This window comes from Herbiconiux moechotypicola (assembly GCF_024979255.1).
Classification (GTDB): Bacteria; Actinomycetota; Actinomycetes; order Actinomycetales; family Microbacteriaceae; genus Herbiconiux; species Herbiconiux moechotypicola.
Genome location: NZ_JANLCN010000004.1, coordinates 53,049 through 79,480, shown reverse-complemented (window position 1 = coordinate 79,480; position 26,432 = coordinate 53,049). Strand labels below are relative to the sequence as shown.

Annotated in this window: 17 protein-coding genes; 7 read left to right on the top strand and 10 right to left on the bottom strand. The window is 72.1% G+C overall.

What is annotated here, in order from left to right; genetic code table 11:
- Window positions 1–105: 105 nt before the first annotated feature.
- From N1031_RS07505 to N1031_RS07490, 4 genes are read left to right on the top strand one after another with little or no spacing between them, the layout of a single operon-like run.
- A complete protein-coding gene (locus N1031_RS07505) occupies window positions 106–1,383 on the top strand; it encodes an ABC transporter substrate-binding protein (protein WP_259478996.1) in 1,278 nt (425 codons plus the stop codon).
- Window positions 1,380–2,360, top strand: coding sequence for a carbohydrate ABC transporter permease (locus tag N1031_RS07500; RefSeq protein ID WP_259478995.1), 981 nt, complete (start codon window positions 1,380–1,382; stop codon window positions 2,358–2,360). Before N1031_RS07505 ends, N1031_RS07500 begins: the two co-directional genes overlap by 4 nt.
- Complete coding sequence (locus tag N1031_RS07495; RefSeq protein WP_259478994.1) at window positions 2,357–3,199, top strand: carbohydrate ABC transporter permease; 843 nt, start codon at window positions 2,357–2,359, stop codon at window positions 3,197–3,199. Before N1031_RS07500 ends, N1031_RS07495 begins: the two co-directional genes overlap by 4 nt.
- A gap of 8 nt (window positions 3,200–3,207) precedes the next feature.
- Window positions 3,208–5,226 carry a beta-mannosidase gene (locus N1031_RS07490; RefSeq protein WP_259478993.1) on the top strand — a complete coding sequence of 673 codons (2,019 nt, stop codon included), beginning with the start codon at window positions 3,208–3,210 and terminating at the stop codon, window positions 5,224–5,226.
- Here the strand turns inward: N1031_RS07490 and N1031_RS07485 are convergent.
- The 4 genes from N1031_RS07485 to N1031_RS07470 form a co-directional block, all read right to left on the bottom strand.
- Window positions 5,187–6,218, bottom strand: coding sequence for a LacI family DNA-binding transcriptional regulator (locus N1031_RS07485; protein ID WP_259478992.1), 1,032 nt, complete (start codon window positions 6,216–6,218; stop codon window positions 5,187–5,189). The two genes, N1031_RS07490 and N1031_RS07485, sit on opposite strands and share 40 nt — an antisense overlap.
- A 32-nt stretch (window positions 6,219–6,250) precedes the next feature.
- Window positions 6,251–7,714 carry a glycoside hydrolase family 1 protein gene (locus tag N1031_RS07480; RefSeq protein ID WP_259478991.1) on the bottom strand — a complete coding sequence of 488 codons (1,464 nt, stop codon included), beginning with the start codon at window positions 7,712–7,714 and terminating at the stop codon, window positions 6,251–6,253.
- On the bottom strand, window positions 7,711–9,882 hold the full coding sequence (locus N1031_RS07475; RefSeq protein WP_259478990.1) for a beta-galactosidase: 2,172 nt from the start codon (window positions 9,880–9,882) through the stop codon (window positions 7,711–7,713). Before N1031_RS07475 ends, N1031_RS07480 begins: the two co-directional genes overlap by 4 nt.
- Before the next feature lie 145 nt (window positions 9,883–10,027).
- Complete coding sequence (locus N1031_RS07470; protein WP_259478989.1) at window positions 10,028–12,040, bottom strand: cell wall-binding repeat-containing protein; 2,013 nt, start codon at window positions 12,038–12,040, stop codon at window positions 10,028–10,030.
- Window positions 12,041–12,139: 99 nt separating this feature from the next.
- Between N1031_RS07470 and N1031_RS07465 the strand changes: the two genes are divergently transcribed.
- Window positions 12,140–12,868, top strand: coding sequence for a 4'-phosphopantetheinyl transferase family protein (locus tag N1031_RS07465; RefSeq protein WP_259478988.1), 729 nt, complete (start codon window positions 12,140–12,142; stop codon window positions 12,866–12,868).
- A gap of 43 nt (window positions 12,869–12,911) precedes the next feature.
- Here N1031_RS07465 and N1031_RS07460 read toward each other — a convergent pair whose 3' ends face one another.
- Window positions 12,912–14,243 (bottom strand): M1 family metallopeptidase, encoded by a 1,332-nt coding sequence (locus tag N1031_RS07460; protein WP_259478987.1) that lies wholly within the window; start codon window positions 14,241–14,243, stop codon window positions 12,912–12,914.
- Between the two features lie 8 nt (window positions 14,244–14,251).
- Window positions 14,252–18,340: a Pls/PosA family non-ribosomal peptide synthetase gene (locus tag N1031_RS07455; protein WP_425551836.1), complete on the bottom strand. Its 4,089-nt coding sequence runs from the start codon at window positions 18,338–18,340 to the stop codon at window positions 14,252–14,254.
- 244 nt (window positions 18,341–18,584) lie between these two features.
- Here N1031_RS07455 and N1031_RS07450 point away from each other — a divergent pair, with 244 nt between their 5' ends.
- A complete protein-coding gene (locus N1031_RS07450; protein WP_259478986.1) occupies window positions 18,585–19,187 on the top strand; it encodes a TetR/AcrR family transcriptional regulator in 603 nt (200 codons plus the stop codon).
- A 171-nt stretch (window positions 19,188–19,358) separates the two neighbouring features.
- On the opposite strand, the gene N1031_RS07445 is transcribed toward N1031_RS07450, so the two are convergent.
- Window positions 19,359–21,866 carry a right-handed parallel beta-helix repeat-containing protein gene (locus N1031_RS07445; protein ID WP_259478985.1) on the bottom strand — a complete coding sequence of 836 codons (2,508 nt, stop codon included), beginning with the start codon at window positions 21,864–21,866 and terminating at the stop codon, window positions 19,359–19,361.
- Entirely contained in the window at window positions 21,856–23,130 is a 1,275-nt protein-coding gene (locus N1031_RS07440; RefSeq protein WP_259478984.1) for a glycosyltransferase, read from the bottom strand. The genes N1031_RS07445 and N1031_RS07440 overlap by 11 nt, the downstream gene beginning before the upstream one ends.
- 181 nt (window positions 23,131–23,311) lie before the next feature.
- Here N1031_RS07440 and N1031_RS07435 point away from each other — a divergent pair, with 181 nt between their 5' ends.
- Entirely contained in the window at window positions 23,312–24,484 is a 1,173-nt protein-coding gene (locus N1031_RS07435) for a right-handed parallel beta-helix repeat-containing protein (RefSeq protein WP_259478983.1), read from the top strand.
- Between the two features lie 4 nt (window positions 24,485–24,488).
- Here N1031_RS07435 and N1031_RS07430 read toward each other — a convergent pair whose 3' ends face one another.
- Both N1031_RS07430 and N1031_RS07425 read right to left on the bottom strand, forming a co-directional pair.
- Window positions 24,489–25,994: an MFS transporter gene (locus N1031_RS07430; RefSeq protein WP_310795670.1), complete on the bottom strand. Its 1,506-nt coding sequence runs from the start codon at window positions 25,992–25,994 to the stop codon at window positions 24,489–24,491.
- Window positions 25,995–26,126: 132 nt separating this feature from the next.
- Entirely contained in the window at window positions 26,127–26,411 is a 285-nt protein-coding gene (locus N1031_RS07425; RefSeq protein WP_259478982.1) for a GNAT family N-acetyltransferase, read from the bottom strand.
- Window positions 26,412–26,432: the final 21 nt, after the last annotated feature.

Genomic DNA, 26,432 nt, shown 5'->3' with positions numbered 1-26,432 from the left:
CCACCGACGCTTTACACGATTCACCACCGGCGCTATTCTCTAGTAAACCGGTTTATCACACCACCCCTTCACAGCAGCAGCTGTCCACTCAGCAATGGAGATGAGATGAAGACTCGTGCTCGTGCAATCCTCTCGGTGACGGCGTTCGGCGCCGTCACCGCCCTGACCCTCACCGGCTGTTCCGGCGGCGGCGACTCCGCCTCCGACGCCGACACCATCACGATGCTCACCGCCGCGGCGGAAGGCACGCCCGGCGGAGACGTGCTCCGCTCGGTGATCGCCGACTTCGAGGCGGAGTCGGGCATCACCGTCGAACTGGAGGTGGGCGGCGAAGACGTGCCCCTCGTGTTCGAGACCGCCGCGGCGGCCGGCGAGGCCCCCGACATCGTGAACATCAACGCGGTGCGCAACCCGCTCACCTGGATCGACGCAGGCCTGGTCGTGCCCGTCACCGACTACCTCACCGACTGGGGCCTGGCCGACAGCGCCCTGCCCGCGGCGATCGAGGAGTGGACCCGCGACGACGGTCAGCTGCAGGGCTTCCCCTACGAGGGCTACCAGTGGCCGATCTGGTACAACACGGCACTCTTCGAGGAGGCCGGGGTCGAGATCCCCACCACCACTGACGAGCTCATCGCCGCCGCCGCCGAGCTCCGCGCCGCGGGCATCCAGCCCTTCGCCATCGGCGGCAACGACTGGAGCGGCCAGAAGCTGTTCCTGCAGATCGCGCAGAGCTACCTCGACGCCGACGCCGCCCGGGCGATCTTCTCCGAGGGCGGCTGGTGCGCCAGCGACGACGCGATGAAGGGCATCGAGCTCTTTACCGAACTGCGCGACGCGGGCGTGTTCGTCGACAACGCGGAGGGCCTCGAGGCCTCGAGCATGTCGGCGGCGTTCATGACGGGCGACGCCGCGATGATGAGCGCCGGCTCGTGGGAGCTGGGCAACGCCCCGGCCGAGCTCGCCGACTCCATTCAGTTCGGCGGCCTCGCCGTTCCGAGCGGCGGCGCCTTCGACGCCCCGACCGCCTACCAGGGCACGGCGAACGGCTTCTGGATCAGCACGAACGGCGCCGAGAAGATCGACGCGGTGCAGAAGTTCATCACCTACATGTACAGCCCCGAGGTCGCGGCCCAGTTCGTCGACCAGGCGCAGATCCTCACCGTCATCGACGTGCCCGCCGACCAGCTCGGCACCGAGGTGAGCCCGCTGCTGGCGCAGCTCACGAGCGAGCTGCCCACCGAGGTGGCGTACGCGCTGCAGCCCGACCGTTACGTGCCGGGCGACATCACCGAGCAGCAGATCCGTCAGACCGCCCTCGCCTTCGCACCGGGCACCAGCGCCGACTCGATCTGCGCCGGGCTCGACTCGATCTACGGATGAGCGGCAGCATGACCGCCGAGGCCTCCGCTCCAGCCTCCCCCGCCGCGCGCGGGGTGGGCGGGGGTGGGGGCCCCACCCGGCCCCCCGCATCCGCCTCGCGCTCGCGGCGCAGCCGCCGCGAGGGCCGTGACCCCGGACTGCTGGCCCTGCCGGCCTTCCTCTGGTTCCTGGTCTTCCTGGTCGGCCCGCTGATCAGTGTCTTCTACCTCAGCCTCACCGACGCCACCACGCTCATCGCCCCGATGGAGTTCTCGGGCTTCGGCAACTTCGTCGCGATGTTCACCGATCCGACCTTCTGGATCGCACTGCGCAACACCGCCGTCCAGGTGGTCGTGGTGGTGCCGCTCATGGTGGTGGGCGGCTTCATGATCGGCTATTACCTCATGCTGCGCCCGCCGCTCGCGGGGGTGCTGCGGGTACTGTTCTTCACCTCGGCGCTGCTGTCGGTCTCGGCGAAGGCGATGATCTTCTACGCCGTGCTGCAGCCCAACGGTCTGCTCAACCAGACCCTCGAGGCGGTCGGCCTCGGCTCCCTCACCACCACCTGGCTCGCCAACTCCGACACGGCGCTGCCGGTCATCATGGCGATCGACCTGTGGTCGGGCATCGGCTTCCTCGGCATTCTTTTCGCCGCCCAGCTCACGAGCGTCTCGGGCGAGGTGCTCGAGGCGGCGCGAATCGACGGATGCGGGCACTGGCGCACCATGTGGCACATCGCGTTCGGCATGGTGCGGGGCTTCGTGGGGGTCGTGGCGATGCTGCAGTTCCTGTGGACCCTGTTCCTCTCGGCCACCACGGTGCTGCTGCTCACGAAGGGCGGGCCGGGCACCTCGTCGACGACGCTGTCGTACCTGCTGTTCGCCAAGGCGTTCCAGCAGAACGACATCGGCTACAGCCAGGCGGTCGGCGTGGTGCTGTTCGTGGTGGGCGTCGGCGGGGCCGTCGCCATCCGCGCCGCCCTGAGGAGCCGGGCATGACCGGGTCGAGGGCGCTGTCGATCGGCACGCGAACCCTCTCCCACGTCGCGGTGTGGTTCTACGCCGCCCTGCTCCTGCTGCCCTTGTACTTCCTCGTGGTGTCGTCGCTCAAGGACAACACCGAGATCTACGCCGACGGCTTCGGCCTGCCGCCGAAATGGAGGTGGGAGAACTACGTCAACGCGTGGAACTACGTCGACCTGGGCCACGCGCTGTTCAACTCGGCCTACGTGACGGTGCTCTCCGAGATCCTCATCATCGTGCTCGCGGTGCCCGCGGCCTACGGCGTCGCCCGCTCGCGCGGGTGGATCGGCAAGCTGGTGGAGCGCTCGCTCACGCTCGGCTTCCTCATCCCGGGGTTCGCCGCGCTCGTGCCGACGGTGCTGCTGGCCATCGGCCTCGGCCTCTTCCGCACCCGCGAGTTCCTCATCCTCGACTACGTGGCGGGGGCGATGCCGCTCTCGGTCATCCTGCTGGCCCAGTACGTCCGGGCCCTCCCCCACGAGCTCGAGGAGAGCGCCCGGGTCGACGGGGCCAACCGGCTGCAGATCCTCTGGCGCATCTATCTGCCGCTCATCATGCCGGCGCTGGCCACCGTCATGCTGCTCAACTTCATCAACATCTGGAACGAGTACCTCATCGCGCTGGTGATCGGCGGGCCCTCCGTCGACATCCGCACCGCCCAGGTGGCCCTGCCGACCCTCGTCACCAACCAGGCGGCGCAGTTCGGCCTGCTCACCGCGGGCACCGTGATCGTGCTCATCCCCGTCTACCTCTGCTATCTCGCCCTGCGCAAGCGCATGGAGAACGCGCTCGTCTCCGGAGCGCTGAAAGGATGAACCACCGAATGGATCGGATCGACCGGCCCGCCCCTCACCTCTCCCCCGAGATCCTGCTCGGCGTCAACTACTGGTCACGTCGCGGCGGACCGTTCATGTGGCGCGACTACGACGACGACGTGGCCCGGGAGGAATTGCGCACCCTGCGGGCGCACGGGGTGACCCACACCCGGTCGTTCCTGTTCTGGCCCGACTTCCATCCCGGGCCCGAGGTGCTGGCCGAGCCGTTCGTGCAGGCCTATCTGCGGTTCCTCGACACCAGCGCCGAGGAGGGCGTGCCCACCATCCCCACCTTCCTCGTCGGCCACATGTCGGGCGAGGACTGGGACGTGCCGTGGCGCGAGGGCCGCGACCTCTACACCGACCCGTTCATGCTCGACCGGCAGGCCTGGTTCATCCGGAGCGTCACCGAGCGCCTCCACGCGCATCCGGCCGTCTGGGCCTGGCTGGTGTCGAACGAGTTCACGAACTACGCGGGGCCGGCGACCCCGGATGCGGTGCGCGGCTGGGCGGAGGTGTGCGTCGGTGCGATCCGCGAGGGCGGCGGCACGCAGCCGGTGTCGCTCGGCGACGGCGCGTGGACTCGTGAGCTCGGCGGGCGCGACAACGGTTTCCGCATCGCCCGGCAGCTCGACCTGGTCGACTTCATCGGCCCGCACAGCTACCCGATGGACGACGACCAGGTGCGCGTGCACGCCGCCGCCTCGCTGGTGTGCGAGTTCGCGCACTTCGGCAAGCCCGTGGTGCTGGAGGAGTTCGGCGTGCCCGACGCGCTCTCCTCCGACCGGGCCGCCGTGGAGCTCTACCGGCAGTCGCTGCACCTCTCGCTGCTGGCGGGCGCCACGGGGTGGATCCCCTGGAACAACACCGACTTCGACCTCTGGGACCAGCCGCCCTACGACCACCACCCGTTCGAGCTCGGCTTCGGGCTCACCCGCGCCGACGGCACGCCGAAGCCGCAACTGGAGGAGATCGCGCGCTTCCGCTCGGTGCTCGACGCGGTCGACTTCCCCGGCCTCGCCCGGGCGGCGACCGACACGATGATCGTGCTGCCCTCCTCCATCCACCTGCACCCGCGCATCTCGCCCGAGGAACGCCCCGTGATCGCGAAGGTCACGGGCCACGCCTACCTCGCGGCGCGGGCCGCGGGACTGGCCCCGGCGGTGGTGCGCGAGGAGTCGCTCGAGACGGCCGCACCGCTGGTGCTCGTGCCCTCGAACAAGCTGCTCACCGCCCCGACCGCGCGGCTGCTCGAGCGGTGGGCCGAGGCCGGCAGCACGGTCTACTACTCCTGGTTCAGCGGGGTGAGCGGCTCGCACCGCGGCTCGTGGTGGCCCGACGTGGCGGGGGTGGCGGGCATGCCGCACCTGCTGCGCTACGGCCTGCGCGAAGAGGTCGACGACGTGGTGGAGTGGCGCGTGGAGGTGCCGTTCGGGGGTCTCGCCGCGGGCGAGGTGCTGCGGTTCCCCGTGGCCGGCACGATCGAGGCGCGGCACATGCTGCCGCTCGACGATTCGGCGCTGCCCGAAGGCGTGCAGGTGATGGCACGGGATGCGCAGGGCCGGCCCGCGCTGGTGCGCCGCCGGCAGGGTGCGGGCTGGGTGTGGCTCGGCACGTACTCGGTGGAGTACTTCGGCTCGGCGCGGGCGCACGCGCACCGCGACGACGAGGTGCAGCGGCTCTACGCGGCGCTCGCGGCGGAGTCGGGATGCGCGCCCGAGATCGCGTCGGGCGACCCGCGGGTGGTGGTCGACCGGATGCGGCACCGCGACGGGCGGGAGTTCGTGTGGTTCGTGAACGTCTCGGGGTCGCCGGTGACGGTGGCGCCGGTGGTGCCCGAAGGGGCGGGGCTGGTGGCGCTCGCGGGCGGGGCGGAGGGTGCGCCCGGTGCGGCGGGCGCACCCGGGGCGGCGGATGCGGACGGCACGGCGGGTGCGGGCGATGCGCGTGCTGACGGTGCCGCGCTCGCGGCGATCGAGCTCGAGCCCTACGGGGTGCGGGTGGTGGAGCGCCGCACCACGAGCTGAGCGCCCACCGGCGTGGAGATGTGGGGCACCTCCTCTCCGCGCACCAGGGTGAGCAGCATCTGCGTGGCGCGGCGGCCCATCAGCTGGTAGTCGCAGTGCACGGTCGTGAGCGAGGGCACCACATAGTTCGACAGCGCGATGCCGTCGAACCCCGCCACCGCCACGTCGTCGGGCACGCTCAGCCCGGCCTCCGCGATGGCCGACATGCCCGCGATCGCCATCACGTCGCTGGCGTAGAAGATCGCGGTCGGGCGGTTCGGGGCCTCGAGCAGCTCGCGGGTGGCGCGCACGCTGCCCTCCGAGGTGAACTCCCCGTCGGCGAGGGGGCCGGGTTCGAGTCCGGCCTCCTCGAGGGTCTGGCGCCACAGGTCGATGCGGCGGCGGGCGTGCCGCAGCGACGGCGGCCCCGACACGTGCGCGATGGTGCGGTGCCCCGCGTCGATGAGGTGGCGCAACAGCTCGCGCACCTGGTCGGCGCTGCCCGTGCCCACGCTCGGGAGCGTGCACGTGCGGGGCGGGGTGCCGGCCACCACCGCAGGGGCCTCGAGGGCGCGCAACCACTCGAAGCGCGGGTCGTGGTGCCGCAGGTCGGTCACAAGGAACCCGTCGACGCGCCGCTCGCTGAACAGCCGCCGGTAGGCGTCGTGCTCGGCCCCGGCCTCGCTCACGAAGCGGATGACGGCCGACTGCCCCGCGGCGCTCAGCACCTGCTCGACCCCTGCGATGAACGCCGGGAAGAACGGGTCCGCCTCCAGCAGCTCGGGATTGCGCCGCAGCACCAGGCCCACCGCCTGCGAGGCCGCCCCGCTCACCGCGCGCGCGGCGGAGTTGGGCACCCAGTCGAGCTCCGCGGCGGCGGCCTGGATGCGCGCGATGGTGGGCGCGCTGATACCGGCCCCGCCGTTGAGGGCACGCGAGACCGCGCCCTTCGACACCCCGGCGAGGGCGGCGACGTCGGCGATGGTGGGGCGGCGGCGCGGTACGGATGCCATGCAGCAACCTTACGGAAAAGCGCTAAACCGGTCTACTTGGCATCGCCGGCGTGACGCGGCGTGTCGTGACGCGCCTCACGGTGCGCGGCGATGAACTCGCGATACCACCGTGCCGAGGCCTTCGGCGTGCGGTGCTGGTCGGCTTCGTCGACGGCGTGGAGCCCGAAGCGCTGCGAGTACCCGGCTGCCCACTCGAAGTTGTCCATGAGCGTCCACAGATAGTAGGCCCGCACGTCGCTGCCGTCGGCCACGGCGTCGGCGATCGCCTCGAGGAAACCGGCGACGTAGCGGATGCGCTCGGCGTCGTCGAGCGGAGCCGGCTCACCTCCGGGCACCGACTCGCCGAATCCGTTCTCCGTGATCTGCACGGGCCCGCGCCAGCCGTACTCCTCCCGCACCACGGCGAGCGCCTCACGCGCTGCTGCGGGGTAGAACTCCTGGCCGTTCGAGAGGTAGTTGCCTCCCGGATGCGGGTCGCCCGGCTGCCACCACACCGCCCCGGGACGGTCGGCACTCACGATCGAGCGGGAGTACACGTTCACGCCCACGAAGTCGATCGGCTCGAGCGGGGCCGGAGCCGCTTCGGCGTCGCTCAGTCCTGCGGCCGCCAGCTCGTCGACCATCGTTTCGGGGTACTCTCCGCGCAATGCGGCGTCGAGGAAGAACCGGAAGCTCGTCTCCTCCTCCCGGCGCGCCAGAGCGCGGTCGACCTCGCTGTCGGTCTCCGGATGCCGCGGCCACACGTCGACGGCGATCCCGATCTGGGCACCAGCGCTGACGGCAGTACCACCGACACCCGCGCCGCCACCTGGGCCGCCGGAACCCGCGCCGCCACCACCCGCGCGGGAGGCGCGGAACGCCTGCACCCCGCGGGCGTGCGCGCGCATCGCGTGGTGCATCGCCAGCCGGCCCAGGCGCGCATCCCGATGCCCCGGTGCGAAGAGGCCCATGCCGTAGCCCACCCACATCGAGATGGGCTCGTTGAGCGTGGCCCAGGTCGGCACGGTGTCACCGAAGGCCTCGAACGCGGCGGCCGCGTAGTCGCCGAACCACCCGGCGACGTCGGGGTTCGCCCAGCCGCCGCGGTCTTCGAGAGCCTGCGGCAGATCCCAGTGGTAGAGCGTGACGTGGGGTTCGATGCCGGCCTCGAGCAGGGAGTCGATCAGGCGGCGGTAGAAGTCGAACCCGGCGGGATTGCGGGCGCCGACCCCCTCGGGGAACAGCCGCGGCCAGCTGAGCGAGAAACGGTAGCCGCCGAGGCCGAGCTCGCGCATGGTCTGCACGTCGTCACGCCAGCGGTCGTAGTGGCCGGCGCCGCGGTCGCCGGGCACGTCGCGGTCGACGCGGCCGGGGGTGTTCGTGAAGGTGTCCCAAATGGAGGGACCCTTGCCGTCGCGGTGGGCGGCGCCCTCGATCTGGTAGGCGCTGGTGGCGACGCCGAAGCGGAACCCGGCCGGGAAGCGCGCCGCCAGGCGGTGGGGGTCGGCGGCGGTCATGCCCGCTCCTCCAGGGCTGCGACGCCCCAGGGCGCGAGGTGGACGGTGTCGGTCGTGGCTGACCCGTCGCCGGCGTGCCGCTGCTCGTCTGCGCCGAGCCGGTCGACGAACGCACCGCCGAGAGCGACGGCGACGGATGCGGCGGTGTGATTGAAGAGGAACCACGTGCGGCTGCCGTCGGCGCCCACCGCGCTCTGCACCTGCACCCCGGGCAGGCGATCGCCCCTCCAGCCGTCGCGGGCCGCCGGAGTGGCATCCGCCACCCACCGCGCCAGCCACTCGGCGAGCTCCACCGTGGGGAAGCCCGCGAGGTAGGTCACCCTGCCGGCCCCTCGCGCCACGGTCACCGCCGCCGGCGACGAACCGAACACCGAATCCGCCCAGGCGAGGATTTCAGCGCCCGACTCCACATCACCCCGCGCATCGGCGGGCACCGACAGCAGTTCCAGCAAGCCGGTGAGCTCGCCGAGAGGCACATCCGTCGGCTGCTCCGGCGAGTGCACGGGCGCAGCCGCGCGGAGCGACGTGAACTCGTCGACAGACCAGGCGCCGCCCACCAGCGCGGCCAGCGCATCCGTCGACCTGAAGCGGCCCTCGTCGTCGCAGACGAGCGACCGCGCCCCGATCACGAGGTGTCCACCGGCCTCGACGTAATTGCCGAGCCACTCGAGCGTCTCGTCACTCGCCACCGGCAGAGCCGGCACGGCGAGCACGGGCAGCTCCGCCGCCAGCTCCGCCGCGTCGAGCTGCGTCAGGTCGTGGTCGTGCAGCACCCGCTGCTGCGACCCCGCCCGCGAGAACCCGCCGTACCAGGTGTAGACCACGTCTTCGTAGGCATGACGGTCGGGTTCGCCCTGCAGGGCCGGTGCCCCGGGGGCCGAGGCGAGCGCCACCGGCGCCTGGAACTCCCACAGGCGGTGCGCATCCGTCGAGTAGAGCAACCCCACACGAGCCTCGGGAGCGAGCCCGGCCGTCCAGCCCTCGGCTTCGACCAGCTCGGCGCCGAGGCGCGCGATCTCGCGATAGGCGCGTCCGGGCACGAAGGTGTGGGGCAGCACGCCGTGCCACTGCGTCTCCCACGAGGCGTGCATGGTGTGCCAGTTCCAGTACGACACCAGGCGGGCACCGCGGGCGACGAACGACCACGCGAACAGCCGCCACTGCCCGTCGAGCGCCGGGAAGGTGTGCCACGCCGAGCCGACCGACTGCGCATTGGTCTCGGTGACGAGGAACGGTCCGCCCGTGATGCCCCGCGCCCGGTCGGCCCCGTAGAGCGCCGCCCAGTCGCCCGATGCCGGAAAACGCGGAGAGCCCGGCGCACCGTGCGCCGCAGCCTCCTGGGTGGCGAGGTAGAGGTTGGCGCCCGCCACCTCGACGGCCTCGCCGAGCAGCCTTTCGTCGACCGCGGCGCGATCGCGGTCGATGCAGGTCGTGATGAAGGTGCCCGGCGCGGCGTACTCGCTCACGATCGCGGTCTGCCACGCGATGTAGCCGGCCGTCGACTCGGCCTGGAAGCGGCGCCACGCCAGGTCGTACTGGGGCACGAGGTTGCCGTCGGGCCTCCACAACTCCTCGATGCGGGTGAGGCGGTGCGACCAGTGGGTGAGGTTCCAGGCGTCGTTCAGGTGCTCGACGTCGCCCACGTTCTCGAGCAGCCACTCCCGGAACCGCACGAACTCCCCGTCGTTGTAGAGCACGTGCTCGCCGGGCTCGTTGTCGACCTGGAACCCCACGATGGCCGGATGCGCGCCCACGTCGGTGAGCATCCGGCGGATGAGCCGCTCGGCGTAGCGGCGGAACACCGGGTGGTGCAGGTCGGCCTCCTGCCGGGCGCCCCACAGGATGCGCTCCCCGGTACGCCGCTCCCCCGCGATCTCGGGGTGGGCGAGCATGAGCCACGGCGGCACGGCGTAGGTGGGGGTGCCGAGCACCACGCGGATGCCGCGGGCGTGGGCGGCGTCGAGCACGGGCACGATCCAGGCGGTGTCGAACTCGCCGTCGCGGGGTTCCCAGGTGCTCCACACCGACTCTCCGATGCGGATGGTGCGGATGCCGGCGGCCACCATGAGGTCGAGGTCGGCGTCGAGCCTGTCCTCCTGGAGGTACTCGGGATAGTAGGCGACGCCGAGGGCCGCGGGCGGGAGGGACGAGGGCGAGAACGAGTGCACCTGGCCATTCTGTTGGTCTCAGGTAAACCGGTCAACCTCTTTTTGTAAACCGGTTCACCGATTCGGCGATTCGGCGCGCATCCGGCATCTCTCAGCGTCTCCGATCAGCGGGCCGCGCCCGCGCTCACCGCGTCGAGCCTCCGACTCAACAGGGCTGCAGCCGCGCCACCCCATCGCCGAGCGAGTTCGGCCCACCGAGCAGCGTCACCCGCGACACCCCCGCCGGCGAGAGACCCGCCAGCACCGACGACGGCAGGCAGTTCTGCGGCACGACGAACAACGGGGCGCCCTGCGCCCCGGCCCACGCGCTCCCCGCGAGTGCGTCGGGGAAGGTGGAGCCCGTGGCGAGGAAGGCTCGGGGCACCACGGGGTACACGTCCGCATTGACTCGCTGTGAGGTGTCGAAGCGGTCCGACCCCGCGATCCGCACGGTGGGCGCCACCTTCTTCGCCGAGGCGACTACGCCGGCGCTCACCGAGTTCGGCCCGCCCACCACCGTGAGGTCGTCGACGCCCAGCTCCCGGAGCAGCGAGGTGTCGGCGGCCGAGAGCGACGAAGCGCTGCCGTCGACGAGCAGCACCGGCTGCGCACGGAACCCGGCCGCCCCGCCCGCGCTGAGCGCATCCGGGAAGTTCGTTCCCGTGGCGAGGTAGGCACCCTCCGCACCCTCAGGAAACGCGTCGGCGGCCAGCAGCCGCGAGGTCTCGTAGCGGGTCGACCCGGCGATACGGTCGACGGATGCGCCGGAGACCACCGTCCTCAACGCGTCGGCCACCGACTTCGAGACCGACGACGTTCCGCCCACGACCACGATCCGGTCCGGGGTCAACCGGGCGATCTCCTCGCGCACGGCGCCCGGCAGCGTGAGCGCATCGGTCAACAGGAGCGGCCCGCCCGCCGCGACCGCCGCAGGGCCGGCCGAGAGCGCGTCCGGGTAGTTCAGTCCGCTGGCCACGTAGACCACCGGAGCACCCGACGGATAGGCGGCCTGCGCGATCGCGACGGCGCCCGTGAAGCGATCAGCGCCGTTCACCCGATCGACGCCGATGGGCGCATCCTTCTGCGGCAGCCCGAACCAGTCGGTGAAGTTCACCCAGAACACCAGGTTGCCGTAGCTCGAGCAGGCGTCGCCCTCGCTCGTGGAGCTGAGCGCGGCGGCGTTGGGCTGGTACGGCGTGTAGGTGTAGAGCGCAGCCGTGGCTAGGTTGCGTGGCGTGCGCAGTGGAGCCTGGGCGTTCTTGGAGCAGTCGGCGCTGGGCGAGTAGGCGATGCGGCTCGGCTTGCCGACCGGGTAGCTCAGGCCGTCGGGATCGAGACGGTAGTTCTCGAACTGCCACGCCGCCCAGTACACCTGCTTGAAGAATCCGCGGTACTCCTCCGCGCATCCCGTGCTGTCGGGGCAGTCGAAGCCCATGGCCTGGTCGTAGTCGGACTGCTCGGGCGCGGCCGACGAGAGCAGACCCGACTCCTTCTGCAACAGCGAGAGCAGGGCCTGCTCGCTGATTCCACAGCTGCGACCGACCGCGGCGATCACGTCGGAGGCCCGCTGGTTCGATCGCCCCTGGAAGGCGCTGCACTCAGCGCTGGACGGGATGGAGGTGGTGTCGGTGACGAACGCGGGCAGGCACACCGACCCTTGGGCGCACACGCCGCCGGGGTTGGACTCGTTCCATCTCAGCTCGAGGAAGGACTGGATCGCGCCGGCCGACATCCGCCCGCCGCCGAACAGGTTGCTGTTGCTCACGATGTCGTCGGGGTCGAAGCTCTTGGTGCTCACGCCCGGGATGCGGGAGGTGAGGGGGCCGTCGGGGTCGGGGGCGACGGTGGGGGTGGGCTCGGGGGTGGCGGTGGGGGTTGGGGTGGGTTCGGGGGCCGCGGTGGGCTCGGAGGCCGCGGTGAGCTGGGTCGGCTCGGAGGCCGCGGTGGGCTCGGAGGCCGCGGTGAGCTGGGTCGGCTCGGAGGCCGCGGTGAGCTGGGTCGGCTCGGAGGCCGCGGTGGGCGCGGAGGCCGCGTTGAGCTCGGGCGTGGAGGTGGGCGGCGGAGTCGGCGAGACCTCGGCTGCGGCAACCGGGCCACCGCCGGCGAGGAGCCCGGCGGTGAGGCCGAGGGTGGCGAGCGCCGCGAGTGCGAGCGCTTTCACGTCTCTGTGTCGTCCCATCCGGCGATGCTACCTCTGTCGACAGCTGTAGTCGACCGGCACTCGGTGAACGCTCGGCGACGGCCGCCTCCGTCCGAGGCGGCATGGTTGGATGGGCGGGTGAACGTCGCTCGCCCTCCCGAGGTGTGGCTGGGCGTCTCGACACCGGAGGCCTCCCGCGACGACGATCACCTCGCTGTCGAGACGTCCACCGCGCGCATCCTCGCTCTGCCCGACGGCTCGGTGCGACTCAGCCACCAGTGCCCCACCTGCGGTGCCACCGATCACGGCCGCCCGGAACTGCGCTCCACGCACGCCGGCCCCGGCCCGGGCGCCCTCCCGCTCACCGTCAGCCTGTCGCGCACCGACGGCGGCTCGTTCTGGGCGGTCGCCTCCGGAGCCGACGCGCTGGGCATCGACCTCGAGTCGACCACCGCCGTCGCACGCGCCCCGATCGACTCGGTCGCGTTCACCGCCGATGAGCTCGCCGACCTCGAACGCGGTGCGGCCGCCCGTGATGTCGACCACCTCGAACTACGCACCGCCGCGTGGACCATCAAGGAGGCTCTCCTGAAGGCAGCCGGCACCGGCCTGCGCGCCGACCCGCGCGCTCTGCGACTCACCTGGGCACCGCGGTCGGCGCCTCCCCCGGTGCCACGGCCCGGCGTGGACACCCTGGACCCACCGTGGGAACCGTTCCCCGCCTTCCACCTCGAAGCGGTGCCCCCCGGCTCGGCGATCGATCCCAGCCGCACACACCTTCGGGCATTCACCCGCCACACACCCCACGGCACACTCGTGGCAGCCGTCGCAGTCGTCACCGACCTCGCCCCGCGCCTGCACCGGTGACTTCTGCAAGCACACCGCGTGAGGCCGCGGCGGCGGCGCCCGCTCAGAGCTTCGGCAGCGACCGCTTCCCCACCCAGCGCTCCACGATGCCGCCCACGTCGACCCCGTCGCCCACGTTCTGCTCCATGATCTCCACGAAGTCGATCGGCGACACCAGCCCGTGCTCGCACTCGGCGGCGTACGCCCGCAGCCCGTCGAAGAACGCCTCATCGCCCACCGCCTTCCGCACCGCGTGCAACGCCAGGGCCCCCCGCTTGTACACCCGGTCGTCGAACATGGCGCGCGGCCCCGGGTCGGCCACCACGATGTCCTTCGGCAGGGCGTCGACCCCCGCCCGGTGCAGAGCCGCGTTCTCGTCGGCGCTCGGCCCGCCCGACTCCTCGGCCCACAGCCACTCGGCGTAGCAGGCGAAGCCCTCGTGCAGCCAGATGTCCTGCCAGCGCGCGACCGTGAGGCTGTTGCCGAACCACTGGTGCGCCAGCTCGTGCGCGATGAGCCGGTCGCTGCCGTGCCTCCCGTCGACGTGGTTGCGCCCGAACACGGCGAGCCCCTGCGCCTCGAGCGGGATCTCGAGCGCGTCGTCGGTCACCACCACCGCGTACTCCTCGAACGGGTACGGCCCGAACAGCCGCGTGAACAGCTCGAGCATGCGCGGCACCTGACCGAAGTCGATCGCCACCTGCCGCTCGAGGTCGGCGGGGTGCACCACCGACTGGGGCACGGGATGCTCGGCGAGCCGCCGCGTGCGATAGCGCCCGATCTGCACCGTGGCCAGGTAGCTCGACATCGGCTGGCGCATCTCGTAGGTCCACGCGGTGCGCCCCGAGCGGGTGGTGCGCCCGGTCAGCACACCGTTCGACACGGCCGTGTACCCCGACTCGCACGACACCGTGATGCGATACGTCGCCTTGCTCGCCGGCTGGTCGTCGCACGGGTACCAGGTGGCCGCGCCGCAGGGCTGACCCGCCACGATCACACCGTCGGAGAGCTCCTCCCATCCCACCTCGCCCCAGGGGCTGCGCACCGGATGCGGGGCGCCGCGGTAGCGCACCGTCACGGTGAACTCCGCACCCTCTGCCAGGGGGGTGTCGAGGGTGACCACGAGCTTGCGGGTGGTCTCGGCGATCTTGCGCGGGCGCTGGCCGTCGACCGTCACCTTCACCACGCTCAGCCCCGCGAAGTCGAGGCTGAACCGGCTGAGCGGCATGGTGGTGCGCGCCCGGATGACCGCCACGGCGGCGAGCCGGTTGGTGGACACGCGGTAGTCGAGATCGAGGTCGTAGTGCAGCACCTCGTAGCCGCCGTTGCCACTCCCGGGCAGGTAGGGATCGCCCGCGGAGGTCGCGCCTACGGTCGAAGGGGTGTGGGAGGCCATGACTGGCCTCAAGTCTGCCACGGAGCGATCGGGTTTCCTGCCCAGACGCTGGCCCGCGGCACGAGCTCGCCGCGCATCACGAGCGACCCCGGTCCCACGCTCGCCAGGGCGCCGATGCCGGCCGCCGGCAGGATGACGCTGTGCGGCCCGAGCGTCGCACCCTCGGCCAGCTCCACCGCGTCGAGCTGCATGATGCGGTCGTGGAAGAGGTGCGTCTGCACCACGCAGCCGCGGTTCACCGCGGCGCCGTCGCCGAGCGTCACCAGGTCGGCCTCGGGCAGCCAGTACGACTCGCACCACACCCCGCGGCCGATGCGCGCCCCCAGCGTGCGCAGCCACACGGCGAGCGCCGGCGTGCCGGCGGCGTTGGCCGCGAACCAGGGCCGGGCGACCGTCTCGACGAAGGTGTCGGCGAGTTCGTTGCGCCACACGAACGACGACCAGAGCGGATGCTCGGTGGCCGTGATGCGCCCCACCAGCAGCCACTTCGCCGCGGTGCTCACGAGCGCCGCCGCCCCTCCCACGGCGAGCATCACCACGCCGGAGAGCACGATCGCCCAGCCGAGGCCGAGCTCGATCCAGAGCGCCTCCAGCGCGAGCAGCACCACGAGCGCGATCCAGCCCGTCACGATGACGGGCACGATGCGCAGCAGCTCCCACACCGCCCGCGCCACCTTCAGCCGCGTCGGCGGCCGGAAGGTGCGCGCCTCGTCGAAGTCGGTCACCGTGCGCCGCAACCGGATGGCCGGGTTGCCGAGCCACGACGACCCCCGCTTGCCCTTGCGCGGCGCCGAGGAGAGCACCGCGACCAGCCCGTTGCGCGGCACCGAACGTCCCGGTCCGGCCATGCCGCTGTTGCCGAGGAAGGCACGGCGCCCGACCTTGGCGGGGGCGATGTGCAGCCAGCCTCCGCCGAGCTCGTAGGAGGCGACCATCGTGTCGTCCGCGAGGAACGCCCCCGGTGCGATCGTGGTGAGCTTCGGCAGCAGCAGCACCGTCGAGGCCTCCACGTAGGCCCCCACCTTGGCCCCGAGCATCCGGAGCCACACCGGCGTGAAGAGGCTGGAGTAGATCGGGAACAGCAGGGTGCGGGCGGCGTCGAGGATGCGCTCCGTCGACCACACCTGCCACCCGATGCGGCTGCGCACCGGGAAGTAGCCCTCGTGCAGACCGATGCCGAGCAGCCGCACCGAGCCGAGCACGAGCAGCGCGTAGCTGAGCCCTGCCACCACCACAGCCAGCGGCATCAGAGCCGCAGCACGCCACGCGGCCTCGGCGAGCGAGGCCGACCCTGCGATGCCGGCCCCGAGCACGAGGGCGGCGAGCACCACGGCGATCGCGGGCATGGCCGCCATCGCGAGCGAGCCGAGCGCGTAGGCGACCAGCCAGCGCCTCGCCGGGGCGGGACGCACGGCCGGCCAGTCGCGCCGAGCCGGACCGACGCGCCCCGCCGGCGACCCCGCCCACCGCTCGCCCGCCGGAACCCGGCCCGACACCACGGCGCCCGGCTCCACCACGGCACCGCGCCCGATGGTGGTGCCGCCGAGCAGCGTGCTCCGCGAGCCCACGGTGGCGTCGGCGCCCACGTGCACGCGGCCGATGCGGAAAGTGTCGCCGTCGACCCAGTGCCCCGCGAGGTCGACCTCGGGCTCGATCGCGGCCCGGCCGCCGATGCTGATCCAGCCCGTGATGGGCGGCAGCGAGTGCAGGTCGACCCCGCGCCCGATCTTCGCGCCGAGCGCGCGGGCGTAGTACAGGATCCACGGCGCACCCGCGAGACTCACCGCGCCCGCCATCTGCGCCACCTGTTCGGCCAGCCACACCCTGAGGTGCACACTGCCGCCGCGCGGGTACGCGCCCGGCTTCAGGCCCGCGGTCAGGATGCGCGCCGCCACCACCGAGATGAGCATCTTCCCCGGCGGGGTGACGAAGAGCACGAAGCCGAGCACGATCACCCACCAGTCGAGGGTGGGCACGAAGCTCGCGCCGGTCCAGGCGGCGAGGAGGTTGTTCGCCGTGGCGAGGTAGACGGTCCAGCGCAGGCCGACGAGGATGTGCAGCGGGATGCCGAGCAGGGTCTGCACGATGCGGCTCGACGCCGGGGTCACGCGGAGGGTGCGCTGGGGGCCGCGAGAGGCGCCCGCCCCGCCAACTGCACCCGTGCGACCCGCTGCGCCCGGGCCCGCGCCGGCGCCCGTGCCCACTGCGCCCACGACACCCGCCCGCGCGTCGAGCTCGTCGGCGAGCGCCCCGATACGCGGGTGGTCGTAGATGTCGGCGACACGCGTCTCCGCGAAGCGCTCACGGATGGCGGAGACCAGCTGCGCGGCCGAGAGCGAGCCGCCGCCGTGGGCGAAGAAGTCGTCGTCGGCGCTCGTGACGGGCATGCCGAGGATGGCGGTCCAGCGCTCGGCCAGCCAGCCCGCGGTGGGAGTGAGGCCGTCCACCCCGCCGTCGGCGCCCGGTCGGCCGTCGTCGCCCGCATCCGCGCTCCCCGAGCCGGTTGACCCGCCCGCTCCCGGCCCGCTGCCCGCGCCGCCGGGCAGCGGCCACGGCAGCGCCGCGCGATCCACCTTGCCCGAGGTGCGGGTCGGCAGTGCGTCGACCACCGCGAGAAGCGGCACCAGCGCGGCCGGCAGCTCCTCCCGCAGGCGCGCGTTGGCGGCCTCGCGATCGAACTCGGCACCGTCGGCGAGTGCGAGGTAACCCACGAGGATCTGGTTGCCGGCCGGAGTCGTCTTCACCGCAGCCGCAGCTCCCGCCACCCCCGGCAGGCCCTGCAACGCGGAGTCGACCTCGCCGAGCTCGATGCGGCGCCCGCCGAGCTTGACCTGGTCGTCGGCCCGGCCCACGAACACGAGGCCCTCGGCCTCGAAGCGCACGAGGTCGCCGCTGCGGTAGGCCCGCTCCCAGCCGAGCGAGGGGAAGGGAGCGTACTTCTCCGCATCCTTCACCGGGTCGAGGTAGCGCGCGAGCCCCACGCCGCCGATGATGAGCTCGCCCGTCTCGCCCTCGGCGACGCGCGCACCCACGGCGTCGACCACGGCGAGGCGCCAGCCGTCGAGTGGGAGACCGATGCGCACGGGCCCGCCGTCGAGCAGGGCACCGCAGGCGACGACGGTCGCCTCGGTGGGGCCGTAGGTGTTCCACACCTCCCGCCCACGGGCGACGATGCGCGCCACGAGTTCGGGCGGGCAGGCTTCGCCGCCGAAGATCACCAGGCGCACCGCTTCGAGCGCCTCCTCGGGCCAGAGCGCGGCGAGGGTGGGCACGGTCGACACCACCGTGATGCCGTGTGCGATGAGCCAGGGGCCGAGATCGACGCCCGAGCGCACGAGCGAGCGCGGAGCGGGCACGAGGCAGGCGCCGTTGCGCCACGCGAGCCACATCTCCTCGCACGAGGCGTCGAAGGCCACGGAGAGCCCGGCGAGCACACGGTCAGTCGGGCCGATCGGCGCGCTCTGCAGGAACAGCCGGGCCTCGGCGTCGACGAAGGCCGCCGCCGAACGGTGGGTGACCGCGACGCCCTTGGGCACTCCCGTCGAACCCGAGGTGAAGATGACCCACGCGTCGTCGTCGGGATGCGGCGCGCCGAGCGCCGGGATCGTGCCGGTGGGCGAGGCGAGCGTGGGCGGCTCTACCGCGGCATGGCCGCCGGCCGCCTGCGCCACTGCCGCGTTCGCCACTGCCGTGTTCGCCGCTGGGCCGCCCCGTGCATCCGCAGCCCCGTCGCGCCCATCCGACGCCGCTGCCGCGCTCGGAGTGAACACCCCGCCCACGCCCACGACGCCCACCACCTTCGCCTCGCCGAACACGAGTCGCGCGCGCTCCTCGGGGTCGTCGGCGTCGACCGGCACGTATGCCGCGCCCACCGCGAGCACCGCGAGGATCGACACGTAGAGCTCACGGGTGCCCGACGGGATGCGGATGCCCACCTTGTCGCCGCGTCGCACCCCGCCGATGGTGAGGTCGGCGGCCTGCGCGTTCACCAGGCGGATGAGACGGCGGTAGCTGACCGCGCCCTCGGGCGAGTCGAGCGCGAGGGCGTCGGGATGCTCGGCCGCGGTCTGCGTGAGCACGTCGACGAGGGTGCGCACCGGGGCCGCGCGGTCTCCCGCATCGAGCACCGCCTGGTCGCCCACGGGCTGGGCCGCGCCAGCGCGCCCAGCGGCGTCGCCGGCGGCCTGAGCCCGCAAGTCGTCGTCTGTCACGCGATGCCCCTCCGGTCGGCGTCCGAAATCCCTGTCCACCGTACGCGTCGGCCACGGTAGTGACGCCAGGTGACCGGGAGGTGAACGGCGGGTGACTCGGGCAGAACGGTCGTTCCGCTAGGCTGCGAGGGTGTCCAGCGACGTCGGCCCCACGCTCTCCGAGGCGCGCGAGCGGCTGCTGCGGGTGGCGTCGGAGCTGTTCTACCGCGAGGGCATCACGCGGGTGGGTGTCGACCGCGTGGTGCGCGAGGCGGGGGTGACTCGAGCCACGCTCTACCGCTACTTCGCGGGCAAGGAGCAGCTCGTCGCCGCCTACCTCGAGCGTGAGGACGCCTCGCTGCGCGCCTCCTTCCCCGCTCCTGACACCACCGATCCGTGGGCGGCGGTCGACGCCGTGCTGCGCGGCATCGCCGACGACGTGCGGCGCCACCACACCCGCGGCTGCCCCTTCATCAACGCCGCCGCCGAGTATCCGGATGCGCGGAGCGCGGTGCGCCGGATCGTCACCGCCCACCGGGCCTGGTTCGCCGGCGCCCTCCGCGAACGCCTCACCGAGGCGGGGCTGCCGGCCCCGGCCGCGCTCCGCACGGCAGCCTCGCTGGTGCTCCTCCGCGACGGCACCCTCGTCGGCGGCTACCTCGACTCCCCCGAGGCCGCCCTCGACGCGTTCCTCGCCACCGCCCGCGACCTCCTCGACACCGCGCGCGCCTCTGCTCCCGCCCCCGCCCCGTAGCCCGTGCCACCGCCCGCCGCACGGGTGCGGATGAGGGTGGCGGGGTCACACCGCGATCGACCCGGCAGAAGGTGCCCCCGCCGAAGCACCAGAGGGCACTTGGTGACCGCTCGATCCACTCCGCGAGGGACGGATGCGCGAGATGCAGGCGGAATGGACCACCCGCGCGGGCTACTCGCCGCGGGCGCGGCGGGCTTTGGCGACCCAGCCCGCGACGGTGCCGACGGGCACCCGGAGTGCGGCGGCCACACGGTCGACGGGCTTGCCCGCGTCGAGCACGGCGGTGACGGCGAGCTCCTCGACGGAGGAGAACCGCCCGATCGACGTGTGCGCCACCATCGGCGCCGGTCGTGGTTGCGCCGGACGCACCGCTGCCGCCTCACCGTCAGCACGGCTCGACGTCATCGCAGGAGCCGCCGACGATCGCCCGCTCACCGGTTGACCCGTCGGTGACGCCCCGCCGGCGCGCGCGGCCCCCGGCGGGCGGGCGGTCTCCCCGACTCCGTGGTCGCGGGCGCTCAACGGCCCGCCGAGCAGCCACGTCTCGTTCTGCACCGGCGCATAGCGCGCCGTCGTGCGCGCCGGCGACTTCGGCACTCGCCGCCTCGGCCCTCGCAGCGGCACGCCGTGCACGGGTTCGGAGTCCTCGTCGGCGGCGTCGTGAGTCGCTGTCGCCTCCGAGCCGACATCCGGGGCTCCTCCGGCGGCCTGATGCAGCTCACGCGCCCACTGGTCCACCGCCTCGTCGAGCGGGTCGAGCCTCTCGTGCCCGGCAGCCGGCTCCCGACCCGCCTCGGTGTCCTCCGGCCCGGAGACGTCATCGCCGCGCCCCGCCTCGTAGCGCGCCACGTCGCGGGCGGCGAGCGCGATGGTCGCCGCCTCGACGAGCTCACGGATGCGCCGCTGCCGCCGTGCCCGATAGAACACGAACGCGAACCCGAGCACTGGGATCACCAGCAGCAGCCCCCACAGCAGCGCCAGCGGATGCGCCTCGAGCCACATCAGCGCCTGCCACCGCTCCGTCCACCCCGAGGTGTCGTTGCCCGTGCGGGTGACGTCGTCGGCTCCGTCGCGCACGGCGATCGCCGACGGCCCCGTACCCGTGACGGTCGTGCCACTCACCGTCACCGAGGTGAGCGGGCCCGCGAGCACGATGCCGTCGCCCGAGTCCACCTCCACCGTGCTGTCGGCGATCGACCCCTGCGAGTCGGTGAGCACCAGTCCCGACCGCCGCTCGTCGATCGCCACGTCGTCGAAGGCGACATCGCTCATCCCGGTCACCGTCGCGCCGCCCTTGCCGTTGCCGGTGAACGTGTCGCCCGAGACCTCGAGCCCCCACGAGTTCTCGGGCGTGAACCCGCCTGCGCTCGCGCCCTCGGCACGCGGGCTCCCGTCGACCTCGAGGCCGTAGTGGGCGTTGCCGCTCAGCGTCGAGCCCGTGACCGAGACGTCATAGGCGCCCTGGCGCACGTCGACGCCGCTCGCGCCAGACCCGCGCACGGTGCTGTCGGCGATGTCGACCGTGACCACGTCGGACCCCACGAGCACCCCGGCCCGTACCGAGTCGGAGACGACCGACGAGCCGAGCCGCACCTTCGCCGCCGACTCCACATACAGGCCGACGTGATCGCGGTCGATCGTGGTGTTCGCGATGCTGCCGGTCGACGCCCACGAGCTCGATCCGGTGAGCGCGAGGCCCCCGGTGCGCCCGCTCCAGAACCCGAGGTCGGAGAGCCCGACGCGATCGATCGCCACGGTCCCCTCGTTGACCCGGATGTAAGCACGCCCGTCGGCGACGGTCGTGTCGGGCGCGTCGGCCGCCGTGTCCCACGAGGTGATGGCGAGCGGCGCCCCCTCGGCTCCGCCGAGCTTCAGCGTGCCGCCCCACACGACGAGGGGCGAGAACCCGGATGCGCCGCTGGAGAGTCGGAGGGTCTGGCCGGCACCCTGCAGGTCGAGGGTGGCGCCGCGGGCGACGAACACGGTCTTGCCCACGAGGAAGGTGGCGTCGTCGACGCGCGTGACCGCGCCCCGCTCGATCAGGTCGGTCAGCGTGTACGCGCGGTCGATCGCGGGCAGCACGACGATGGTTCCGACGGCACCCGCGTCGAGGCCGAGACCGCGCGAGAGCAGCGCCCAGCGCGTGTCGTTCGCCTGCACGAGCTCCGCCTGGTGCAGGTCGTCGGCGTCGACGGGGTACGGCTCCTGCGTGGTGCCGGGTCGAAGGGTGGCTTCGACCGCGTGGGCGGCGTCGATGAGCGCCTGGTCGCCCGAGATGGCCGGGGCACCGGCAGTGGGCGTGGGGGTGGGCGCCGTCGCAGCCGCGGTGGCGGATGCGGAGGGCACGGCGTTGGCCGGCGCGGAAGGGGCCGCGCTGGCCGACCCGGAAGGGACCGCGCTGGCCGACGCGGAAGGCACCGCGCTGGCCGAGGCGGTGGGGCCGACGGTCGCGGAGTCCGCACCCGAGGCCGCGCTCACGATCCCGCCGACGAACTGGCTCACCCGATGCGGCACCCCGTTCACCACCAGCACCACCGCGACCAGTGCCACCACGAACACCGCGGCGACCGCCACTCTCACCAGCGCGCGCGGCCCCCTTCCCAGGGTGTCACCGCGCTCCTCGGCCGTGGGCCCGCCCGCATCCGCACCCCGCGCATCCGGCTCGTCGTCAGCGCTCACGGCCCGCCCCCACGGCCCCGTCGCCGGCGCGCGCCACGAGCGTCGCCTCGCTCTGCCCCTCGCCGCCCACCGAGTCGGCCGAGCGCGTGAGCCACCCCTGCGTGTTCATGGTGAACAGGGCGAACAGCTTGATCGGCAGCGCCACGAGCGCCGTGATCCCCGTCACCAGCGGCAGGATGACGATGTCCTCCGGCCGCCGCCACAGGTGCGAGATGCCCCGGATGCCGCGGCCCACGAAGGCCCACAGCAGCGCCATCGAGAACGCCAGCCAGGGCAGCGGCGCCGTGAGCGAGTGGAAGATGTACACCAGCGCGATAGCCATCGACACGGGCGTGAAGAGGATCTGCATGACCGTGATCTGCGAGATGAACGGCACCCGGAAGATCCAGCCCCGACGGATGGCCGTGAGATAGCAGCGGTACGAGTTGCGGCTCCAGCGCACCCGCTGCTTCACGAACGCGCGGAAGGTGTCGGGGAACATCGACAGCGCCCGTGCCGAGTCCTGGTGCGTCACCCGGTACCCCTCCGAGAGCACCAGCCAGGTGAGCCGCCCGTCGTCGCCCGCCACGCACTCCTTGCCGAGGAAGATCTCGTGCTCGAGGTCGGGCAGCTTCGGCAGGATGATCTCGCGCCGGTACGCGCTGGTGCGCCCCGACGCGCAGATCACGCCGCCGAACCGCCCCATCGCGGGCGCGTAGTCGTAGTAGCGCTGGTCGATGATCCAGTCGGCCACCCGCCGCCAGGTGCTGGTCTTGGGCAGGTACACGTTCTGCCTCGTGCTCACCGCCCCAACCGCCGAGTCGATGAACGGCATCTGGATCGCGGCGAGCATCCCGTCTTCCCAGGCCGTGTCGGAGTCGACCAGCACGACGAGCTCGGTGTCGGCCGCCCGGATGCCGACGCCGAGCGCCGAGCGCTTGCCCCGGTGCTTGAACATGATGACCTCGACGTCGGGATGCCCGAGCGCCTCGATGCGCCGTTGCGCCTCGACATCGGCCAGGTCGAGCACGATGACGATGCGCGAGGGCTTCTGCCGCCGCCAGCCGGCGAGGCACCGCAGCAGCACCTCGGGATCCTCCCGATAGGAGGGCACCACCACGGTCGTCGTGGTGCGGAAGTCGTTGACGACCGGCTTCGTCGACGCCGAGATGAGCTTGCGCACCAGCCAGAAGCTCCACGACACGATGCCGAACACGCCGAAGGGCAGCAGCCACATGATGGTGCGGCCGAGGTCGTCGAGGAACGACGAAAGGTCACTGGGCACGGGTGAGCCGTCAGCCTCTCATCAGGGTGGTGCACGCGGGTCGGGTCGAGTGGGTGCTCGCGGCCTCCGGGAGAGGGCCTGTGCCAGTGTAATGACGGCGACACCCCGCACGCGAGGAGCGCCCGACCCCCCGTTCGGGTGGCGACCGCGAGTGCTCGCACCGGGTGCGTAAGCTGAACGGATGCGGGCCCGGCACACCTCGAGAGCGGTGGCCGTGGCGCTCGGGGCGGCTGTGTCGCTCGCGCTCGGCGCCTGCACGGGCACCGCCTACTGGCTGCCAGGGGATTCCTCACCCGGCGGTGGCACGCAGACCGCCGGTCCGACGGCGGGCGACGGATCGGTCGCCGACCCTGCCGACATCGCCCCCGTCGAGGTCGACCCCGATCTGCTCCGGGGTGAGCCCGAGGCCGCGCCCGTCGCCTGTCCTCCGGCCGGCGCCCCCGCATCCGGAGCCACCTCCACCGTGGTCTCGACCGGCGCCGAACTGACGCGCGCGCTGGCCGCCGCCCGGCCCGGGTCGGTCATCGCGCTCGCCGACGGTCGGTACGAAGGCACTTTCACCGCCACCGCGCAGGGCACGGCCGACGATCCGATCCTGCTGTGCGCCGTCGGAACGGGCGCCGTTCTCGAGGGCGGCGAGGTCGACTCCGGCTACACCCTCCACCTCGACGGCGCGGCGCACTGGGTGCTGCAGGGCTTCGCCGTGCGGGGCGGCCAGAAGGGCGTGATGCTCGATGCCACCACCGACACCGTCTTGCGAGGGCTCACCGTGTCGGGCACCGGCGACGAGGCCGTGCACTTCAGGGCGGGCTCGGGCGACAACCTGCTGATCGGCTCGACGATCTCCGACACCGGCCTGCGGGAGGAGCGCTTCGGCGAGGGCGTGTACGTCGGCAGCGCCGAGTCGAACTGGTGCGACGTCTCGGCGTGCGAGCCCGACCGCAGCGACCGCAACCGCGTGGTCGGCAACGTCATCGCCTCCACCTCGGCCGAGTCGATCGACGTGAAGGAGGGCACGACCGGAGGCGAGATCCGCGGCAACCAGCTCGACGGCACCGGTATGTCGGCGGCCGACTCCCTCCTCGACGTCAAGGGCTCCGGCTGGCGCGTGACCGGCAACGAGGGCACGGGTGCACCGGTCGACGGCGCGCAGGTGCACGTGATCGTCGATGGCTGGGGCGCCGGCAACGAGTTCTCGGCCAACACCTTCGCGCTTCGCGACCCCGACGGCTTCGCCGTGAAGCTGTCGGGCGACGCCCTCGGCGCCGGAAACGCCGTCTCGTGCGACAACGTCGCCCTGCTCGACTCGCTGCCCGCGCCGGACGCCCTCTCCAACGCACCCTGCGCATCCTGAGCCCTCAGCCGCGCGGTCGCGTGGTGCGTTCGCCCTCCACCGCCGTCTTGCCCGGGTTGACGGCCGAGAGCGGGCTCGTGATGGCCTCGAGCGGCTTGCGCTCGGAGTTCACCCCGAAGATGAACGACACGATTCCGCCCACCAGCATGAGCAGCCCCGCGCCGATGTAGCCGATCGTGATGGGCCCGCGGTCCTCCCCGTCGCCGATGAGCACACCGAACAGCACGGGGGCGACGGAGCCCACGATCTGGCCGATCGAGAAGAAGTACGAGATGACCTGCGAGCGCATCTCGAGCGGGAACAGCTCGCTCACCGTGAGGTAGGCCGAGGAGGCCCCGGCGCTGGCGAAGAAGAACGACACGCACCAGAACACCGTCTGCGTGGTGGCGTTCAGCACGTCGGCCTGGAACAGGAAGCCCGAGACGGTGAGGATGACGCCCGCGACACCGTAGGTGAGCAGGATCATCTTGCGCCGACCCCAGGTGTCGAAGAGGTGCCCCAGCACGAGCGGCCCGAGGAGGTTTCCGATGGCGAAGGGGAAGAAGAAGTACTGCACGGCATCGTTCTCGACCCCGTAGAAGTTCTGCAGCGCGAGCGCGTAGGTGAAGAAGATGGCGTTGTAGAGGAACGACTGCGTGATCATCATGGTGAGCCCCACCACCGTGCGGTTGGGGTAGTCGCGGATGAGCACGGAGGCGATGCGGCGGAACGGGATGCGGTCCAGCGGCGTCACCTCGATGGCCTGGTCGTCGGGCACGGGGTCGAGCTTCTTGCCGGTGTCCTTCTCCACCCGCGCCTCGATCTCGTCGACGGTCTTCTCGGCCACGTCCTCCTTGCCGTGCGTCATGAGCCAGCGCGGGCTCTCGGGGATGTGCCGTCGCATGTAGATCATGACGAGACCGAGGATCGGGCCGATGAAGAACGCGAGCCGCCAGCCGATGTTCTCGGCGAAGTTGTCGGGGTTCAAGAAGAACAGGTTGGCCACGGAGCCGAGGGCGGCGCCGCCCCAGTAGGTGCCGTTGATGGCGATGTCGACCCGGCCGCGGTAGTGGCTCGGGATGAGTTCGTCGATGGCCGAGTTGATGGCCGCGTACTCGCCCCCGATGCCGAGCCCGGCCACGAAGCGCATCGCGAAGAGGAACTCCATGTTCGGCGACAGACCCGCTGCCGCCGAGCCCACGAGGTAGACGGCGAGGGTGATGATGAAGAGCTTCTTGCGCCCCCACTTGTCGGCGAAGCGGCCGAACACGAGGGCACCCACCACCTGGCCCACGAGGTAGATGGTGCCGGCGAGACCGACCTGGGCGGAGTCCATGCCGAGCGACTCCTGGAAGCCGTTGGAGGCGATGATCTGGATCTCGAGGCCGTCGAGGATCCAGGAGACACCGAGTCCGAACACCACCATCCAGTGGAACCTCGTCCACGGCAGCCGGTCCATGCGCGCCGGAACCAGGCTCCGCACGCTCTTGCGGGGCGCGTCGTCGCCCACCGCATCCTTCTTCTGCGCCATCGCGCACCTCCTCGAGACGCGATCGAACGTACGCCCCGGGAGCCGATCAGGCTCGTGCCGGCAGAAGGAAACCGGCCGTTAAATGCTGGTGGAGAGGGCCGAAGCCCTCCCCACGCATCACTCTAGCAACAATCAGCGGGTGAGAAGGTGCGCCCGTTCGGGGTGCTCGTCGAACCACTTGCCCACGTACCAGCACATCGGGATGACCCGGTCCTCGGTGCGCGCCTCGACGTCGTCGATCGCGAAGCCGACGATCTCGCCGGCGTAGCCGTGGCCGCGCTGCTTGGGATCGGTGAAGGTGTGGGTGAACGAGACCGTGCCCTCGTTCGCCACGTAGTCGACCGCGCTCACCAGCGCCCCGTCGACCTTCAGCGTGTAGCGGTGCTTCTCGGTGTCGTGCTCGAACTCGCGTGCCATGCGGCCACCCTACGCCCGCCG

Excerpts from the sequence above, each read along its gene's own strand:
- N1031_RS07505 (WP_259478996.1), top strand. The coding sequence starts at position 106 with ATGAAGACTCGTGCTCGTGCAATCCTCTCGGTGACGGCGTTCGGCGCC.
- N1031_RS07500 (WP_259478995.1), top strand. The coding sequence starts at position 1,380 with ATGAGCGGCAGCATGACCGCCGAGGCCTCCGCTCCAGCCTCCCCCGCC.
- N1031_RS07495 (WP_259478994.1), top strand. The coding sequence starts at position 2,357 with ATGACCGGGTCGAGGGCGCTGTCGATCGGCACGCGAACCCTCTCCCAC.
- N1031_RS07490 (WP_259478993.1), top strand. The coding sequence starts at position 3,208 with ATGGATCGGATCGACCGGCCCGCCCCTCACCTCTCCCCCGAGATCCTG.
- N1031_RS07485 (WP_259478992.1), bottom strand. The coding sequence starts at position 6,218 with ATGGCATCCGTACCGCGCCGCCGCCCCACCATCGCCGACGTCGCCGCC.
- N1031_RS07480 (WP_259478991.1), bottom strand. The coding sequence starts at position 7,714 with ATGACCGCCGCCGACCCCCACCGCCTGGCGGCGCGCTTCCCGGCCGGG.
- N1031_RS07470 (WP_259478989.1), bottom strand. The coding sequence starts at position 12,040 with ATGGGACGACACAGAGACGTGAAAGCGCTCGCACTCGCGGCGCTCGCC.
- N1031_RS07460 (WP_259478987.1), bottom strand. The coding sequence starts at position 14,243 with ATGGCCTCCCACACCCCTTCGACCGTAGGCGCGACCTCCGCGGGCGAT.
- N1031_RS07435 (WP_259478983.1), top strand. The coding sequence starts at position 23,312 with ATGCGGGCCCGGCACACCTCGAGAGCGGTGGCCGTGGCGCTCGGGGCG.
- N1031_RS07430 (WP_310795670.1), bottom strand. The coding sequence starts at position 25,994 with ATGGCGCAGAAGAAGGATGCGGTGGGCGACGACGCGCCCCGCAAGAGC.
- N1031_RS07425 (WP_259478982.1), bottom strand. The coding sequence starts at position 26,411 with ATGGCACGCGAGTTCGAGCACGACACCGAGAAGCACCGCTACACGCTG.